The 15,879-nt window shown below is 64.5% G+C and carries 17 protein-coding genes; 8 read left to right on the forward strand and 9 right to left on the reverse strand.

Annotated elements, in window-relative coordinates; genetic code table 11:
* The first annotated feature begins 198 nt into the window (after window positions 1-198).
* From rplM to ACVWYS_RS03985, 3 genes are all read left to right on the forward strand, one after another.
* A complete protein-coding gene (gene rplM, locus ACVWYS_RS03975) occupies window positions 199-642 on the forward strand; it encodes a 50S ribosomal protein L13 (RefSeq protein ID WP_015937805.1) in 444 nt (147 codons plus the stop codon).
* A 36-nt stretch (window positions 643-678) separates the two neighbouring features.
* Window positions 679-1,188 carry a 30S ribosomal protein S9 gene (gene rpsI, locus ACVWYS_RS03980; protein ID WP_018773707.1) on the forward strand — a complete coding sequence of 170 codons (510 nt, stop codon included), beginning with the start codon at window positions 679-681 and terminating at the stop codon, window positions 1,186-1,188.
* Between the two features lie 257 nt (window positions 1,189-1,445).
* Window positions 1,446-1,928 carry a hypothetical protein gene (locus tag ACVWYS_RS03985; protein WP_456509367.1) on the forward strand — a complete coding sequence of 161 codons (483 nt, stop codon included), beginning with the start codon at window positions 1,446-1,448 and terminating at the stop codon, window positions 1,926-1,928.
* A gap of 132 nt (window positions 1,929-2,060) precedes the next feature.
* On the opposite strand, the gene ACVWYS_RS03990 is transcribed toward ACVWYS_RS03985, so the two are convergent.
* The 7 genes from ACVWYS_RS03990 to ACVWYS_RS04020 all read right to left on the reverse strand — a co-directional run bounded on the left by ACVWYS_RS03990 (window position 2,061) and on the right by ACVWYS_RS04020 (window position 8,165).
* On the reverse strand, window positions 2,061-3,149 hold the full coding sequence (locus tag ACVWYS_RS03990; RefSeq protein ID WP_456509368.1) for a hypothetical protein: 1,089 nt from the start codon (window positions 3,147-3,149) through the stop codon (window positions 2,061-2,063).
* Window positions 3,073-3,411, reverse strand: a complete 339-nt coding sequence (locus tag ACVWYS_RS03995) for a hypothetical protein (RefSeq protein ID WP_456509369.1) — start codon at window positions 3,409-3,411, stop codon at window positions 3,073-3,075. Before ACVWYS_RS03995 ends, ACVWYS_RS03990 begins: the two co-directional genes overlap by 77 nt.
* 8 nt (window positions 3,412-3,419) lie before the next feature.
* Window positions 3,420-4,085 carry a hypothetical protein gene (locus ACVWYS_RS04000; RefSeq protein ID WP_456509370.1) on the reverse strand — a complete coding sequence of 222 codons (666 nt, stop codon included), beginning with the start codon at window positions 4,083-4,085 and terminating at the stop codon, window positions 3,420-3,422.
* A gap of 17 nt (window positions 4,086-4,102) precedes the next feature.
* Entirely contained in the window at window positions 4,103-4,507 is a 405-nt protein-coding gene (locus ACVWYS_RS04005) for a hypothetical protein (RefSeq protein ID WP_456509371.1), read from the reverse strand.
* Window positions 4,508-4,513: 6 nt separating this feature from the next.
* A complete protein-coding gene (locus tag ACVWYS_RS04010; RefSeq protein WP_456509372.1) occupies window positions 4,514-4,798 on the reverse strand; it encodes a hypothetical protein in 285 nt (94 codons plus the stop codon).
* Between the two features lie 143 nt (window positions 4,799-4,941).
* Window positions 4,942-6,864, reverse strand: coding sequence for an ArnT family glycosyltransferase (locus ACVWYS_RS04015; protein WP_456509373.1), 1,923 nt, complete (start codon window positions 6,862-6,864; stop codon window positions 4,942-4,944).
* Between the two features lie 62 nt (window positions 6,865-6,926).
* A complete protein-coding gene (locus tag ACVWYS_RS04020) occupies window positions 6,927-8,165 on the reverse strand; it encodes a glycosyltransferase (protein WP_456509374.1) in 1,239 nt (412 codons plus the stop codon).
* A gap of 208 nt (window positions 8,166-8,373) precedes the next feature.
* Here ACVWYS_RS04020 and glmM point away from each other — a divergent pair, with 208 nt between their 5' ends.
* Window positions 8,374-9,735: a phosphoglucosamine mutase gene (gene glmM / locus ACVWYS_RS04025; protein WP_456508475.1), complete on the forward strand. Its 1,362-nt coding sequence runs from the start codon at window positions 8,374-8,376 to the stop codon at window positions 9,733-9,735.
* 153 nt (window positions 9,736-9,888) lie between these two features.
* Here the strand turns inward: glmM and ACVWYS_RS04030 are convergent, their stop codons facing one another.
* On the reverse strand, window positions 9,889-10,383 hold the full coding sequence (locus ACVWYS_RS04030; protein WP_456509375.1) for a M15 family metallopeptidase: 495 nt from the start codon (window positions 10,381-10,383) through the stop codon (window positions 9,889-9,891).
* A gap of 61 nt (window positions 10,384-10,444) precedes the next feature.
* On the opposite strand from ACVWYS_RS04030, the gene ACVWYS_RS04035 reads away from it, so the two are divergent.
* On the forward strand, window positions 10,445-10,861 hold the full coding sequence (locus ACVWYS_RS04035) for a hypothetical protein (RefSeq protein WP_456509376.1): 417 nt from the start codon (window positions 10,445-10,447) through the stop codon (window positions 10,859-10,861).
* A gap of 10 nt (window positions 10,862-10,871) precedes the next feature.
* Here ACVWYS_RS04035 and coaA read toward each other — a convergent pair whose 3' ends face one another.
* Entirely contained in the window at window positions 10,872-11,837 is a 966-nt protein-coding gene (gene coaA / locus ACVWYS_RS04040; protein WP_091252054.1) for a type I pantothenate kinase, read from the reverse strand.
* Between the two features lie 189 nt (window positions 11,838-12,026).
* Between coaA and glmS the strand changes: the two genes are divergently transcribed.
* From glmS to ACVWYS_RS04055, 3 genes are all read left to right on the forward strand, one after another.
* Entirely contained in the window at window positions 12,027-13,919 is a 1,893-nt protein-coding gene (gene glmS / locus ACVWYS_RS04045; RefSeq protein WP_456509377.1) for a glutamine--fructose-6-phosphate transaminase (isomerizing), read from the forward strand.
* 4 nt (window positions 13,920-13,923) lie between these two features.
* Window positions 13,924-14,271 carry a holo-ACP synthase gene (locus ACVWYS_RS04050; RefSeq protein WP_024366340.1) on the forward strand — a complete coding sequence of 116 codons (348 nt, stop codon included), beginning with the start codon at window positions 13,924-13,926 and terminating at the stop codon, window positions 14,269-14,271.
* 73 nt (window positions 14,272-14,344) lie between these two features.
* A complete protein-coding gene (locus ACVWYS_RS04055; RefSeq protein ID WP_456509378.1) occupies window positions 14,345-15,871 on the forward strand; it encodes an NAD(P)H-hydrate epimerase in 1,527 nt (508 codons plus the stop codon).
* Window positions 15,872-15,879: the final 8 nt, after the last annotated feature.

The raw sequence follows: 15,879 nt of genomic DNA on the forward strand, positions 1-15,879 counted from the left end.
CGTTGTGCGTGTCCTACTCGATGGTGCGTGCCCGCTTGAGAATCCGGTTGCAGGATAGCTACTCAACGTGCACATTCGAGACCTCAGGATGACTGGTTACATAGAGCCCTCACCTCTGTTCCGGTAGCGCATAGATAGTAGGTGCACCTTGAGTGACGCCTAAAACAAGAACGCCAGAACAAGAACGAGGCAAACACCGTGCGTACGTACACCCCGAAGCCCGGCGATATCAACCGCCAGTGGCACGTCATTGACGCCACCGACGTTGTCCTTGGTCGTCTCGCCAGCCAGACCGCAATCCTGCTGCGCGGCAAGCACAAGGCCACCTTTGCGTCCCACATGGACATGGGCGACTTCGTCATCATCATCAACGCTGAAAAGGTTGCCCTCACCGGCGCCAAGCTGGAGCAGAAGCGCGCATACCGCCACTCCGGTTACCCGGGCGGCCTGACCTCCGTCAACTACGCGGAGCTGCTGGAATCCAACCCGGTCCGCGCCGTGGAGAAGGCCATCAAGGGCATGCTCCCGAAGAACTCCCTCGCTGCACAGCAGCTGGGCAAGCTGAAGGTGTACCGCGGTGCCGAGCACCCCCACGCCGCCCAGCAGCCCAAGACTTTCGAAATCACCCAGGTCGCCCAGTAGTCCTGGCCACCAACCAACTTTTAATCAAGGAGAATCGTGGCTCAGAACGAAGAACTGACCACCGAGGCCGTCGAGGCTGAGGAAAACCTGACCAGCTACACCTCGGAGAGCGGTGCTGCAGAAGCAGCTGCGCCGAAGAAGGAACGCCCGGCACTGACCGTTGCCGGTGCTGCAGTTGGCCGTCGCAAGGAAGCCGTTGCGCGCGTTCGCGTTGTCCCGGGCTCCGGCAAGTGGACCATCAACGGCCGCGAGCTGGCGAACTACTTCCCGAACAAGCTGCACCAGCAGGATGTCAACGAACCCTTCAAGATCCTCGATCTTGACGGCGCTTACGACGTCATTGCCCGCATCCACGGTGGCGGCATCTCCGGCCAGGCCGGTGCCCTGCGCCTCGGCATCGCCCGTTCGCTGAACGAGATCGACACCGAGAACAACCGCGCCACCCTGAAGAAGGCCGGTTACCTGCGCCGCGACGCTCGTGTGATCGAGCGCAAGAAGGCCGGTCTCAAGAAGGCCCGTAAGGCTCAGCAGTACTCCAAGCGCTAATCCCGCTTCAGGCGCCAGAAAGCGCCTCTCCGAAAGCCCGTTCCGCCACTTGGCGGGGCGGGCTTTCGCCGTTCGGGTCCTAGTAGTCGTCGTTCAACCCGCCGCGTCGGACGAACGGTGCCAGAGCACCTGATTCATGGATCCTCATCCCGGGGCTTCTTGACCAGCGACGTCCTGAGGCCGACGAAAAACGCCCCGACGTGCTACGTTGACGCTGACTACGAGCAGTTCCGAGTGGCACTTATCAAGGGGACAGCATGGCAAACGTGACGGTCGATCCGGACATTTTTGACAGTCAAGGCGAAGCGTATGAGGAGCCCCTTGATGGCTGGTGGGGACCCTCGCCGTTTTTCCTGGTTATCTCGGAGGAAACCGACAAAGCAGCCGAGGCACTTCACGTTGCCGTAGGGCGGTGCATGCGCGTTGACGGCAACGGCAATGAGCTGACCGCCGCGGAGATGGCCGTCACCGGAGAGTACACAGCGAACTACTATTCGCCTGTCTACCTCACAGGCGATGGTCCAGTCGCATATCTGGATACGAAGGGTGAGCTGCCACGGGCCATGGCCGAGACAATGCTTCGCATCCTCGTGGAGGAAGTCCAGGCGCGGGGCATTACCGCCTATCTGACCACCCCGCCCCGAGGCGCCGAGTCAATGCAGGGCTATCCCGAGTGGGAGGCCTCTGAGGCGGGACTCGCCCGGCTGGCTTTCGAGAAGTCCAATATTGATCCGATCTAGGTTTGCGCTGCACCGGGTCGCGTAAAGTTGCCTCGTTAGACGCGGATTGTGAATCGCAGAGCTATTTGGCAGTGAATTCGCACTCGTTGCAGCCAGTAGGCTCACTCCCGCACCATGGTTTGCCGGAAGGGATTAGCCCTTTGATCTGACTTCTTCGGCCTGTGCGGTTGTCATGAGGAGGGGGTTGATGGATCTGCGGGCTTCCTCCAGTGTCTCGGGCTCGGGAAGAGGACCTTCAAACCAGGCCGGGAGGTCCGTGTGCTGAAGGATGGTTGAAGCGGCACCCGCGGGTTCGGCCTTCCAGATGGGCGCCAGCGGTGCGGGCAAACGGTGTCCGGGGCCGAGTAGCTGGACACCGAAGGCACCCGGAACAAGGCTCTTCATCAGGACGCGGCCGACGCTCGCGTACCTGAGGTGCGGCCGGGCGGGCCAGTCGTAGTCGTGGAAGACGTCCCAGAGCGCAGTTCCCAGCCTGGATCGTTTAATGCAGCCGTACTCTGCCTGATCCGCCAGGGATGCGAGGAGCTCTGTCAGATCAGCGACCGCCGGTTCCCATCTGCGGTCCGGATCCAGACGTCCGAAATAGACGGTGCCGCGATCGCCGAACTTAACACTTCTGATCTCATCCGGTCCCGTGACGCGGGCCGTCGAGTCCAAGTTGATGGGAGTCGTGCCCGTAGCCAGGAGGGCCTTGCGTTGTTCCGCGGTGCACTTCACATAAGACCAGGCGGTGCCGACGTAATGCGTGCCCGACGGCAGCCTGCACCATTCAAGCGCAGTGTCAATGACGGCATCCAGCACCTCCGGCGGGACGATGCGTCGGCTGATCTTTTCCGGGCCTGTCTGTCCAGGCAAACACACCCCGGCGGTGAATCCGAACATATCCAGACCAGGATCCCCCACGAGCGGGTCCTCATCGGGAGGAGGCTGAAGGGAGCCATGGATACCCTGCGCTTCCAGGCCGGAAGCCAGCGCGGCAAGAAGGCCCCGTGCCTCGGCCGCCGACGCTACTCCGTGGATCGCGACGACGGTCCCCAAGGGGCACGGCGCCACACCGCCCAGTCCCGTACCGGCGGCCGGCAGTTCCAGGGAAGCCCTGGCCCGCTCCAGAACCTCCACCGCAGCGGCTTCGGGCAGCTCCGACTCAAAATAGGCCCGTAGCACGCCGATCTTCGCCCAGGAACGCACGATGGGCTTGGCGAATAACCGTATAGATTCCATAGCACCAGCTCAAATTGAAGGAGTAGGGGCCGGAGGCATTGTTGCTCCCGGTCCATTCCAGCACGTACTGGCCCGCGGGCAGGTTGTTGATCTGCTGGTTCCCGTAGTAGCAGTAACCCGTTGCCGGAACTGCGCCCGTGGGCGTGTTGGTCAGGGTCCATTTCAGGTAATTGGGGCAGCCCTGGTCTGCCAGGAACACCGACTGGCCGCCGGCCTGGACGGTGACGCTGTGAGAGCCAGCTACAGGACGCCACAAGGTCATCGCGAGCCTTACTTCAGGCCCCGGGCGGCAAACACCTGCTCGGTGGTTATAAGGAGGGGACCAAGAGATCTGCGGGCCTCATCGAGGGTGTCCGGGTCGGGAAACTGATCTTCAAACCAGGACGGAAGATCCCTGTGTTGCAGAATGGCCGATGCGGCCCCGACTTTTTCTGCCGTCCATATGGGTAGGAGTGGATCTGGCAATTGGTGGCCGGGACCAAGGACCTGGATACCGTAAGCATCCGGTACTTTCCGCGGCAAAAAGAATGTTGCGAATTGAGAATCACTGAGGTGTGGCCGCGCAGGCCAGTCATAGTCCTGGAATATCTGCCATGAACCAGCCCCGAGTCTGGCCCGCTTAACGCACCCATACTCGATCTGATCGGCCAGGGACGCCAGCAGGTCGGCCAAGTCAGCCACCGCGCGCTCCCAACGACGATCCGGATCAATACGACCAAACTGAACGGTCCCCCAATCTCCGAATTCAACACTCCTGATTTCGTCAGGCCCGTTGACGCAGGCAAGGCAACTCGACGTGTAGGGGTCCCACCCGGTTTTGAGTACAGCTTTGCGCTGGCCGGCGGTGCATTTCACGTGGGACCAGGCCGTGCTCACATAATGTGTTCCGGAGGGTAGCTGGCACCATTCAAGAGCCACGTCGATCAAAGCGTCCATCAGTTCAACCGGCACAATCAGCCGGTTGATCGCCTCTGGGTCGGTTCCCCGATCAAACGCACCCCGGCCGCGAACCCAGCCATATTCAACCCAAGGCGGCCGACGATCCGGTGCTCCCGCGGAAGAGCCCGGAGGGCTCCGGTAGCGCCTTCGGCCTCGATGCCCGCGGCCAGCGCTTCCAGAAGGGATCGCGCTCTTGCCGTTGAGTCTGCACGGTGGATGGCAACGATGGGCCCCAAGGGGTATGGTGCGATACCGCCCTGGCCGGCCCCGGCAGCAGGCAAGTCCATTGTGGCCAGAACCCGTTCGAGAAGTGTCACTGCTTCGGGTTCGGGAAGGTCCGATTCAAAATAGGTCCGAAGGATCGGAACGTCCGACCACGACTTGAGGATGGCCTTGGTGTACACCTGAACAGATTCCATGAAGCCTCATCCCATATCAAAGGAGTAGGTGCCGCTGTTGTTGTTGGTTCCGACCCATTCCAGCACATAGGCGCCGGCCGGAAGGTTATTGATCTGTTTGTCTTCGCCGAAGCCGTAACCGGTGGCAGCAGTAGAACCGGTGGTGGCGTTCTTTAGTGTCCATTGGAGATAGCTGGGGCAAGTTTTCAAATGCAGCAGGACTGACTGGCCTCCTGCCGGCACGGTGAACCGGTACTGGTCATGGGCTCCCACGGTCTCCATATTCGCCGCACCGGCCGGCTGCTGGAACACCGTTGGACACCGACTCCGACTCTAGGAGTGGGACGTCGAAGGCGTCCACTCCGACGGGAATGAGTTGGAAAGAACACGGTCCCGAGGCATTGCTCGTGCCTGAAGATGTCGCCATCCCGAACTGTTAGTCACAGTCCAGCGCATCATTTGACGAGCCGGTATACGGTGACCCCGTCCATGTCCTCGGGCGCGAAGTTCCCGCGGACCCAGTTCCGGATAGCCAGAAGATCGGCACCGTTACCCGGAATTTCGAGTTGCGCCGGCTGCTCGACCAGATAACAGACACGCTTTGCTGCTACCAAGCGCTGAAACTGCTCGAGGCTGGGGCTCGGATCAACCGCTGCGAATCCGCCCACCGCCAAGATTGCCCGACCCGTTTCCAGCTGGAAGCGAGCCGCAGTCTGGCCCGGATACGTAGCGGCGGCCCAAGTGCAAGCCGGATCGGCTGACGTCAGGGCTTTGGAAAGTTTCACGCTCGGCGCGTTGCCGATCGCTATCCCTTTGGCCCATGCGGGCTCCCCCTGTTTGACGTCTCCCAGGAAGTGGCTGAGCGTATTTTCGGCCCTGGTGGCGCTGCCTGACAGCGGGTTGGAACCTGATTGCGGGGTCCCGGCCGTGACGAGAGCGGCGGACACCGGTCCAATCAGAAGGCCTGCCGCGGCGAGCCCGCCAGCTATCAGCTCAAGTCGCGGCCACGGGGCGGGGACCGCCAACATGGCAGCAGAAAGTAGGACGAGGACCAGTATCTCGTTTCCTATTGTCAACGGCATGGCGACGCTAAGCCCCCACATAGCGTAGGAACACGCTGCGCTGAGAACCAGCCCAAGCACAACGAGGATACGGCCTGGCGCCTGCTTCCGCAGGTCGACGGCCACGTGGGCGCCGATGCCGATGCAGAGTGCCAGCGGCGGAGCGAGGGAGGAACTGTAATACGAATGGAAGCTGTTCCCCATGAAGCTGAGCATGGCGTAAGTAGTGAACATCCATATGGCAGCAGCTCCGGCAACGATGGATTGTTGTCTGGTGAACTTCCGACGGAAGAGCTGCCACGAGACAGCAAGGAGGCTGACGAGGCCCGGAACCAGTAGCCAGCCAATTTCCTGGCCGTAATTCATGTTCAACAGCCTGAGGAAGCCAGCGTCGGATGCCGTTCCCCGAAGGCCCGCGGGGAGCAACGTAGCGGCTGGGTCTTCCTCGGCCTGAACCACGCGATTGATGCCGTTGTAGCCCAAGGTCAGCTCAAGCATGCTGTTATGCGTGGATCCACCCACGAACGGACGCTGATCGGCTGGTGTTAGATCAACAGCCAATGGCCACACCAACGAGACGCCCAGGAGGATGGCGCCGGCGGCGCCGACGGTGAGCAGCCGTCTCCGCAATGGAACACGGGCGAAGGCGAGAAACACTAAGACGAGCGCCGGGAGAACCAGGAATGCTTGGAGCTGTTTTGCCAGGAATCCCAGGCCCAGCAGGAACGCTGCAAGAAACAATAATCTGGGCGTGGCCCGTTCTGTTGCTCGGACACCGGCGTAAAGGGCCGACAACATCAGGAAGATCATCAAAGGATCGGGGTTGTTGTAGCGCGCCATCAGCACGGTAACGGGTGTGAACGCCATGATTCCGCTGGCCAGAAGTGCAACATGGGCGGGAAAGGACCTGCGGAGCAACGCATAGACAAGGCAGGTACTTCCAAGCGTCAGGAGGGCTTGCGGGAGCAGAAGTGCCCAAGAGTTCAAGCCGAACAGCCAAACAGAGACCCCCATGACCCACAGGCTGAGTGGCGGCTTGTCCACGGTGATTGAATTGCCCCAGTCCAAGGAACCGAAAAAGAAGGCAGCCGGATTATGTTGTCCGGCCTGGACCGCGGCTGAATAGTAGGCGTTGGCCCAGCCGTTTTGATCGAGCTTCCAGACATACACCAGTGATGCGCACAGCAACAGCACGAGGAGGGCCGGGCGCTCCCAGCGTGGATGCTCGGCCGGCCCCCGCCAGATGCTTCGAGTCGCGGCTTGGATTTGTGCAGGAAGTGAGGAAACGCTGGGCTCGGAATCCAGTGATACCCGCATGGTTGCGTCAGTGCCGCCCCGCGCCGGCCCAACTATCGCAGTCCAGAACCCCGTCAAGAGCGTCACTGGGCTGGCCCCCTGACCGGGGTGAAAGGAAGGCCGAAAGATGGCTCGTCGCTGCGGCGGACCCTGAACACCCAGACACGGAGGAGGACAAATCGTAGCAGGGTAGACAGCACGTTTGCTCCCGTGAGGACCAGGAGTTCCTGGCTGGGAGTGGCGTCAATATTGACGGCGTGGAGAATGGCCAGCGACGAAGACGTAATACTCCACGACAGCAGGAAGACCATTAGCCCTTGGAACTGCTGGGTGAACAGCCGCGCCGGGCCACTGATGCCAAAGGTGAACCGGCGGTTGGCTGCGGTGTTGCCGACGGCGGTCAGAAGCAGCGCCAAGAAGTTCGCCTGTTGGGCGCCGAAAGGGGCTTGAAGGACTAAGTAGAGCAACGCGAAGGCGATGGTGGAAGCCGCGCCGACCAGCCCGAACCGCAGCACCTGGCCAAAGAAGCTCGGCCGGCCCGGGGCAACGATGGGCCTGCGTCCCAGCTCAGCGTAAATCGCCTGAACTGGAATGCTCCCCTTCAACAGCGAGCCCGCAACGCGGACCAAACCGCGGAGATCATCCACCGCCGTCTGTCTGATATTGACCCTGCTGTCGGGGTCGTCGACCCAGTCCACGGGGATTTCATGAATCCGCAGACCGGAACGCTCCGCGATAATCAGCAATTCTGTGTCAAAGAACCATCCGTTGTCCTCGACGTGGGGAAGGAGCCTCCGGGCTACGTCGGCGCGGATCGCCTTGAACCCGCATTGCGCATCCGAGAACTTTACCTGCATGGTTCTCTTGAGCAGATAGTTGTATGACCGGGAAATGAACTCGCGCTTGGGGCCGCGGCTGACCCGGGAATTCTGCCCGAGTCTGGTCCCGATGGAAATATCCGAATGTCCGGATAGCAGAGGAGCTACCAGCGGCGGCAGTGCCGCCAAATCCGTCGAGAGGTCGACGTCCAGGTAAGCAAGCACTTTGGCCGACGATGCGGCCCAGGCATCGCGCAAGGCGTAACCGCGTCCTTTGATGTCAAGCCTGCGATAAACCACGTTAGGCAATTGGGCAGCCAAGCGCGTCGCAATAGCGGCAGTATTATCACTACTCGCATTGTCCGCTATTGTGATTTGCCACGTCGATGGCATTTCTTGCGTTAAGTACGTCGCGAGCTTAGTGATGCTGTTTTCGAGTACCAATTGTTCGTTAAAGACCGGTACAACGATTTCGAGCGCCAAGCCCCCAGAGCTAGGTGTCATGTCTCGAAGCATAAATGGACGCTGGAAGCGAGGCGAGAGCTTTCGGAAAAGTAGAGTACACGGATGTGCAAAACCAAGTAGTCGACCGGCGCCTCCAGCCGGACGTGGGCTGGTCCAGCCCTCCAGCCCGCCCGCACATGTGGGCCGACAAGGGGATCGAAACTGGCGCACCACCGGCTGCGGCCACCTATCGACTAAACTTGACCCGATGTCTAGATTATTTGGAACAGATGGAGTCCGGGGCCTGGCGAACGGCTTGCTGACCGCCGAGCTCGCTTTGCAGCTGGCGCAGGCCGCCGCCGTCGTGCTTGGCCACGACCGCAATACGAGCGGGGAGCGGCCGCGCGCCGTGGTGGCACGGGACCCGCGGGCCAGCGGTGAGTTCCTCGCCGCCGCCGTGGAGGCGGGGCTGTCCAGTTCCGGGATCGACGTCTACGACGCCGGCGTGCTTCCCACCCCGGCCGCCGCCTACCTCGTGGCGGACCTCGACGCCGACTTCGGCGTCATGATCTCCGCCTCACACAATCCCGCGCCGGACAACGGCATCAAGTTCTTCGCCCGCGGCGGCCAGAAGCTGCCCGACGACGTCGAGGATGCCATCGAAGAGCAGCTCGGCAAGGAACCCTTCCGGCCTGTCGGCGGCGAGGTGGGGCGGATCCAGCGCTTCTCCGACGCCGAGGACCGCTACATCGTGCACCTGCTCGGCACGCTTCCGCACCGTCTGGACGGCCTGAAGGTAGTCCTCGACTGTGCCCACGGAGCAGCCAGCGGCTGTTCCCCTCAGGTGTTCAAGGACGCCGGCGCTGACGTGATCCTCATCGGCGCCGAACCGGACGGACTCAACATCAACGACGGGGTGGGCTCCACCCACCTGGGCCCGCTCCAGCGGGCCGTCCTGGACCACGGGGCAGACCTTGGCATCGCCCACGACGGCGACGCCGACCGCTGCCTCGCCGTGGACCACGAAGGCAACGAAGTGGACGGTGACCAGATCATGGCGATCCTGGCCGTGGCCCTCAAAGCCTCCGGAAAGCTCAAGGACGATGTGCTGGTGGCCACCGTGATGAGCAACCTCGGCCTGAAGATCGCCCTGCGCGAGGCCGGAATCAGCCTGCGTGAAACCGGCGTGGGGGACCGCTACGTCCTCGAGGAAATGCGCAACGGCGGTTTCAGCCTGGGCGGCGAGCAGTCCGGGCACGTGATTTTCGCCGACCACGCCACCACCGGCGACGGTGTGCTGACCGGCCTGCAGATTGCTGCCCAGGTCGCTCTCACCGGGCGCCCGCTCAAGGAGCTGGCCACCGTGATGACCAAGCTGCCGCAGGTCCTCATCAACGTCCGGGGCGTGGACCGCACCCGCGTGAAGGGCGACGAAGCAGTGGCTGCTGCCGTGGCCGTCGCCGAAGCCGAACTTGGCGACACCGGACGCGTGCTGTTGCGCCCCTCCGGCACCGAGCCCGTGGTGCGCGTGATGGTCGAGGCCGGAGACCACCAGACAGCCCAGGACGTCGCGGAACGCCTGGCCCAGGTGGTTCGGACCGAGCTGGCCCTGGAACTCGTCGCCGACTAGGCCGCCGGAATGGTTCTGGCGCTGGGTTTCCCCACTTGCCCGGGTTTCGACGGCGTGTCGGCCGATAGCGCCGGCGTGTACCGCCGTCGTAGTGGCAAAGGTGGGGAAAATCGGCGCGGCCGTGTGCTGTGTCGGCAATCGTTGTAGATACCCCTAGAGATACCCCGGTGCGGCTTCCAGGCCGAAATACTGCTCCAAGGTGGCAATTCCACGGGTGGACATGTCCGTTGCAGCCGCGACGCCGATGTAGCGCAGGTGCCAGGGCTCGTAGTAGTAGCCCGTGATCTCGTGGAGCATCCACGGGTAGCGGACCACGAAGCCGAAGCGGTGCGCGTTGGCCTTGGCCCAGACCGCCGCCTGCTGCTGGGCGAAGCAGGGCTGGAAGCTGCATGCCCCGCCGCCGTCGCCGATGTCGAAGGACCAGCCGGTCTGGTGTTCGGAGTAGCCCGGCCGCGCCGAAGCGGTGTCGGCCTCGGCCCGGCCCCGGGTGCGCACGTAGCTGCCGTATGTTGCCGTTTGCGTCCTGAACGAACGGTACCCGCTGGCCAGGGTGATGATGACGCCGTCGGCAGCCGCGGCAGCGAACATCTTCTCCGCCGCTGCCGCCGTCGTGCTATTCAGCAGTGCCGCCTCGCCGGAAGTGGCCAAGCGGACGGCCGGCCGGACGAGGTCCGGCGGCACAAAGGTGGCGGGGAAGAGCGGCCGGTGCTTGTTGACGATTACCCACGGGCTGGCGGGGTCCGTCAGTGAATGCTGCGGCCCCCGCGCTGAGGCCGACGGCGGTGCCTTCGACGGCGCTGCCTTCGACGACGGTGCTGCCGCCGGCGTCGGAGGCGTGGCCGCCGCCGTCGTGCTTTCCGGAACGGGTGCCGCCGACGGCGCATTTGGCGACGGAGAGCTCGACGTCGCAGCTGTCGGCGCCCCGGTGCCGATGCCCGGGCTGAGCCCCGGCGTCGGTGCCGGTATGCCGGCCGGTGCTGAAGCGGGCGCGGATGCCGGGGCCGGAGTGCAGGCGCTCAGGGCCGTGAGGCCGGTGCCTGCCATCAGGAGGCGGTTGAACGCCCGGCGGCTTGGCGAATCCGGTCCGGCCGATTGCCGTCCGATCGATTCGCCCCCGCCGTCGTAGCACATGTGTGCTAGACCTTCCTCAGCAGCATCCGCCGGATGGAGTGGTCGGCATCCTTGGTCAGAACCAGTTGCGCCCGGCCCCGGGTCGGGAGGACATTTTCCTCGAGGTTGGGCTCGTTGATGCGCTTCCAGATCTCGCGCGCGGTCTGTTCAGCCTCGGCATCGGAGAGCGTGGCGTAGCGGTGGAAGTAGGATTCCGGCTGCGCGAAGGCGGTGCTCCGCAGCTTGCGGAAGCGGTCCACGTACCACTCCTCGATATACGAGGTCTTGGCGTCTACGTAAATGGAGAAGTCGAAGAAATCACTCAGGGCGAGGCCCTGCCGGCCGTCCTGCCGTGCCCGGGCCGGGGCCAGGACGTTCAGCCCCTCGACAATCAGGACGTCCGGCCGGCGGACCACCACTTCCTTGCCCGGGACAATGTCATAGGTCACGTGGGAGTACCACGGCGCCCGGACTTCCTCGGCGCCGCCCTTGATTTCGCTCACGAAACGCAGCAGAGCGCGGCGGTCGTACGACTCCGGGAAACCCTTGCGCTCCAGCAGCTGCCGGCGCTTGAGCTCGGCCAGGGGATAGAGGAACCCGTCCGTCGTGATGAGCTCCACGTTGGGGGTGCCCGGCCAGCGCCGGAGCATTTCCCGCAGCACGCGGGCGATGGTGGACTTGCCGACGGCCACCGAACCGGCAACGCCGATCACGAACGGCGTGCGCTGGGTGGTCTCGCCAAGGAACGTTGTGGTGGCGGCATGCAGTTGGCCGGCGGCCTCCACATACAGGTGCAGGAGCCTGGAGAGCGGCAGGTAGACCTCGCGCACTTCCTTGATATCGAGGGGGTCCCCGAGGCCACGAAGGCGGACCACGTCCTCTTCATTAAGGGGCTGCTCCATCTGGGCAGCGAGCCGGGACCAGGTCTGCCGGTCCAGCTCCACGAACGGGGAGACACCTTCCCCGGTCGCTTCATTGCGTTGCAAAGTCACCCTAGAGATTCTGCCCCTCACGACGCCGAGAGCGAAATGGACGGGCCGGTGGGAGCCGGAACGGGGCCGCCGCGGGCCCGCGGCGGCCCTGCCACGGCGCACCACCGGCGCAGCACCGGCCCCGCGTCGAAGCGTCCACACGGCCCTGTCCCACGTCCTCCCTCCCGGAAACCCGCTAGGCTTGACCCCATGTGTGGAATCGTTGGATATGTGGGCCACTCAGATGGCCGGGTAAATGCTGGACACAATGCCTTGGACGTTGTCCTTGAAGGATTGCGGCGCCTGGAGTACCGCGGCTACGACTCAGCGGGAATTGCAGTGGTTGCCGACGGCACCATTTCTTCCCGGAAGAAGTCGGGCAAGCTGAGCAACCTGATTGCCGAGCTCGAGACCAGCCCGTTGCCCGAATCGCTGACAGGCATCGGCCACACGCGCTGGGCAACGCACGGCGGCCCGACGGACCAGAACGCCCACCCGCACCTGTCCGACGGCGGCAAGCTGGCACTGATCCACAACGGCATCATCGAGAACTTTGCCGAACTCAAGCAGGAACTCCTCCGCAAGGGCGTCATCTTCCAGTCCGAGACCGACACCGAGGTGGCCGCCGCGCTGCTGGGCGACATCTACCGGAACCAGATCGGCGGTGACGCGGCCAAGGGCGGCCTCACCCGTGCCATGCAGCTTGCCTGCCAGCGGCTCGAAGGCGCCTTCACCCTCTTGGCCGTCCACGCCGACCAGCCGGACGTAGTGGTCGCAGCGCGCCGCAACTCTCCGCTCGTGGTGGGCCTGGGCGACGGCGAGAACTTCCTCGGCTCCGACGTCTCCGGCTTCATCGACTACACCCGGCGCGCCGTGGAACTCGGCCAGGACCAGATCGTCACGATCACCGCCGACTCCGTGGAGATCACGGACTTCTATGGCGCCCCCGCCGAAGGCAAGGAATACCACGTCAACTGGGACCCGGCCTCCGCGGAAAAGGGCGGCTTCCCGTCCTTTATGGAAAAGGAAATCCACGACCAGCCGGACGCCGTGCTGCAGACCCTGCTGGGCCGCTCCGACATCCACGGCCGGCTGACGCTCGACGAGCTCCGGGTCGACCCGGAACTGCTCAAGAACGTCAACAAGATCATCGTGCTGGCCTGCGGCACTTCCGCCTACGCCGGGCAGGTGGCGAAGTACGCGATCGAGCACTGGTGCCGGATCCCCACCGAGGTCGAACTCTCGCACGAATTCCGCTACCGGGATCCGATCGTGGACGAGAACACCCTGATTGTCTCCATCTCCCAGTCTGGTGAGACTATGGACACCCTCATGGCCGTCCGCTACGCCAAGGAACAGGGCGCCAAGACGGTCTCCATCTGCAACACCAACGGATCCACCATCCCGCGGGAATCGGACGCCGTGCTCTACACGCACGCCGGACCCGAGATTGCCGTGGCCTCGACCAAGGCCTTCCTCGCCCAGATCACCGCCGCCTATCTGCTGGGCCTTTATTTGGCACAGCTGCGCGGTAACAAGTTCCAGGGCGAGATCAAGGACATCCTGGCTGACCTCGGCAAGATCCCGGCCAAGATCCAGCGCATCCTCGACAACGAGGCAGAGATCAAGGAACTCGGCCGGTCCATGGCCGATGCCAAGTCCGTGCTGTTCCTGGGCCGCCACGTCGGCTTCCCGGTAGCGATGGAAGGTGCCCTGAAGCTCAAGGAGCTCGCCTACATCCACGCCGAGGGCTTTGCCGCCGGCGAGCTCAAGCACGGCCCGATCGCACTGATCGAGGAAGGCCAGCCGGTCTTCGTGGTGGTCCCGTCCCCGCGCGGCCGCGACTCGCTGCACTCCAAGGTGGTCTCGAACATCCAGGAAGTCCGCGCCCGCGGTGCCCGGACCATCGTGATCGCGGAAGAAGGGGACGAGGCCGTTAAGGCGTATGCCGAGCACGTCTTCTACATCCCGGAGACCCCCACGCTCCTGGCGCCGCTTCTCGCAACGGTTCCGCTGCAGATCTTCGCCCTCGCACTCGCCTCAGCCAAGGGATACGACGTGGACCAGCCGCGCAACCTGGCCAAGAGCGTGACCGTAGAATAACGCCATGATCGTTGGCATTGGCGTAGACGTCGTAGACATTGAGCGGTTCGGGCGGCAGCTCGAGCGCACCCCCGGGCTGCGCGACAGGCTGTTCGTTCCGGCCGAGCGGGAACTGAACACGCGGTCCCTCGCCGCACGGTTCGCCGCCAAAGAAGCCGTGGCCAAAGTGCTGGGGGCACCGGCCGGCATGAACTGGCAGGACTGCTGGATCGGGCTGGACCAGAACGGCCCCACGGTCCAGGTCAAAGGCACCGTGCTGGCCGTGGCGGAGTCGAAAGGCGTCAAGCGCTGGCACCTGTCGATGAGCCACGACGGCGGGATCGCCACTGCGACCGTAATCGCGGAAGGCTGAGCCGGCCGCCCGGGCAGCACCAGCCTGAGCGCCAGGCATTCCCCAGCGACCGCACCGCGAACGGACTGAAACCATGATCAGCGCCTACACCGGAACACAGGTACGAGAAGCCGAGAAACCATTTCTCGACGACGCACTGGGCCCCGGTGCGGGCGCTGTTCTCATGCAGCGGGCCGCCTACGGGCTCGCCAACGCCGTCATCAGCGCATTGCGCGGCCGCGGTCAGCGGCTGTACGGCTCCAGGGTGGCCGTGCTGGCGGGCAAGGGCAATAACGGCGGCGACGGGCTCTTCGCCGCCGCCCTGCTGGCCGGCCGCGGCATGCGGACGACGGCAGTGCTCACCGCCGGCGACGCCCACGACGCGGGGCTGGCGGCCTTCCGGAAGGCCGGCGGATACGCCGTGACCCTCACCGGGGATAACGCGGCCGAACTCGCCGCGATGGCCGGCGGCGCAGACGTCGTGATCGACGCAATCCTGGGAACCGGCGCCCAGGGCGGACTGCGCGGCCCGGCCGCCGCGCTGATCGAGGCCCTGAGCCGCTCCCGGCCGGACCTCGTGGTGGCCTGCGACATCCCCAGCGGCGTCGACGCGGGCTCCGGAGAGGCGCACGCGCCGGTCCTGGCCGCCGATCTGACGGTCACGTTCGGTGCCGCCAAGGCCGGCCTGCTCGCCGACCCCGGTGCCGACTTCGCCGGCCGCGTGCAGGTGATTCCGATCGGAATCGAAGGAGCGCTGCCATGGCCGGCCCTGCGACGGCTTGAGGCCCGAGACCTTTCCGCTCTCCTCCCGCGCCCGGAGCGGCGGGCCCACAAGTACTCCAGGGGAGTGCTTGGGGTGGTCGCAGGCTCCAGCGCCTACCCCGGCGCCGCCGTGCTCGCTTGCAAGGGCGCCCTGGCTGCCGGCGTCGGAATGGTGCGCTACCTTGGGCCGCCGGACGTCGCCGACCTCGTCCGGCAATCCTGCCCCGAAGTGGTGTGTAGCGCCGGAGCCGTGGCCGACACCCACGTTCAGGCATGGCTCGTTGGCTCCGGACTGGATGACTCCGATGAACAGCAGCTGCAGCGGGCCCGCGACGCCGCAGACTCGGGCCTGCCGACGATCGCCGACGCCGGCGCGTTGCCCGCCCTGCCTGAAGTGCTGGCCCCGCAAGTGATCCTCACACCCCACGCCGGCGAACTGTCCGCATTGCTTGAGCGCCTCGGGGTTTCCTTGGACCGTGCCGCGGTAGAAGCATCCACACTCAGCGCGGTGCGGCGGGCTGCGGGTCTGACCGAAGCCACGGTGCTGCTCAAAGGCGCCACGACCCTTGTTGCCTCCCCTTTCCAGGACTTCTTCAGTCAGGCGGAAGGCACCCCGTGGATGGCCACGGCCGGCAGCGGGGACGTGCTGGCGGGAGTTATCGGCGGGCTGCTGGCCCAGGTGGGTGCCGACGTCGGGCGATTCGGTGACTATGGCATCGATCCTGACGCCAGATGGGCCGCGATCGCGGCGATGGCGGCCAGCATCCACGGCCGTGCCGGCGTGCGTGACTCCGGCGGGGGACCGGTAACGGCCAGCGGCATTGCCGATGCGGCGCGGGAGGTGATGCGGGAGCTGTAACAATCGGG

Source organism: Arthrobacter sp. TE12231 (genome assembly GCF_054062895.1).

Bases quoted from the DNA above. Each gene is read 5' to 3' on its own strand.
- ACVWYS_RS04055 (WP_456509378.1), top strand. From the start codon at position 14,345: ATGATCAGCGCCTACACCGGAACACAGGTACGAGAAGCCGAGAAACCA.
- ACVWYS_RS03995 (WP_456509369.1), bottom strand. From the start codon at position 3,411: ATGACCTTGTGGCGTCCTGTAGCTGGCTCTCACAGCGTCACCGTCCAG.
- ACVWYS_RS03985 (WP_456509367.1), top strand. From the start codon at position 1,446: ATGGCAAACGTGACGGTCGATCCGGACATTTTTGACAGTCAAGGCGAA.
- glmS (WP_456509377.1), top strand. From the start codon at position 12,027: ATGTGTGGAATCGTTGGATATGTGGGCCACTCAGATGGCCGGGTAAAT.
- ACVWYS_RS04000 (WP_456509370.1), bottom strand. From the start codon at position 4,085: ATGGACGCTTTGATCGACGTGGCTCTTGAATGGTGCCAGCTACCCTCC.
- ACVWYS_RS03990 (WP_456509368.1), bottom strand. From the start codon at position 3,149: ATGGAATCTATACGGTTATTCGCCAAGCCCATCGTGCGTTCCTGGGCG.
- glmM (WP_456508475.1), top strand. From the start codon at position 8,374: ATGTCTAGATTATTTGGAACAGATGGAGTCCGGGGCCTGGCGAACGGC.
- ACVWYS_RS04005 (WP_456509371.1), bottom strand. From the start codon at position 4,507: ATGGAATCTGTTCAGGTGTACACCAAGGCCATCCTCAAGTCGTGGTCG.
- ACVWYS_RS04050 (WP_024366340.1), top strand. From the start codon at position 13,924: ATGATCGTTGGCATTGGCGTAGACGTCGTAGACATTGAGCGGTTCGGG.
- ACVWYS_RS04020 (WP_456509374.1), bottom strand. From the start codon at position 8,165: ATGACACCTAGCTCTGGGGGCTTGGCGCTCGAAATCGTTGTACCGGTC.
- ACVWYS_RS04015 (WP_456509373.1), bottom strand. From the start codon at position 6,864: ATGCGGGTATCACTGGATTCCGAGCCCAGCGTTTCCTCACTTCCTGCA.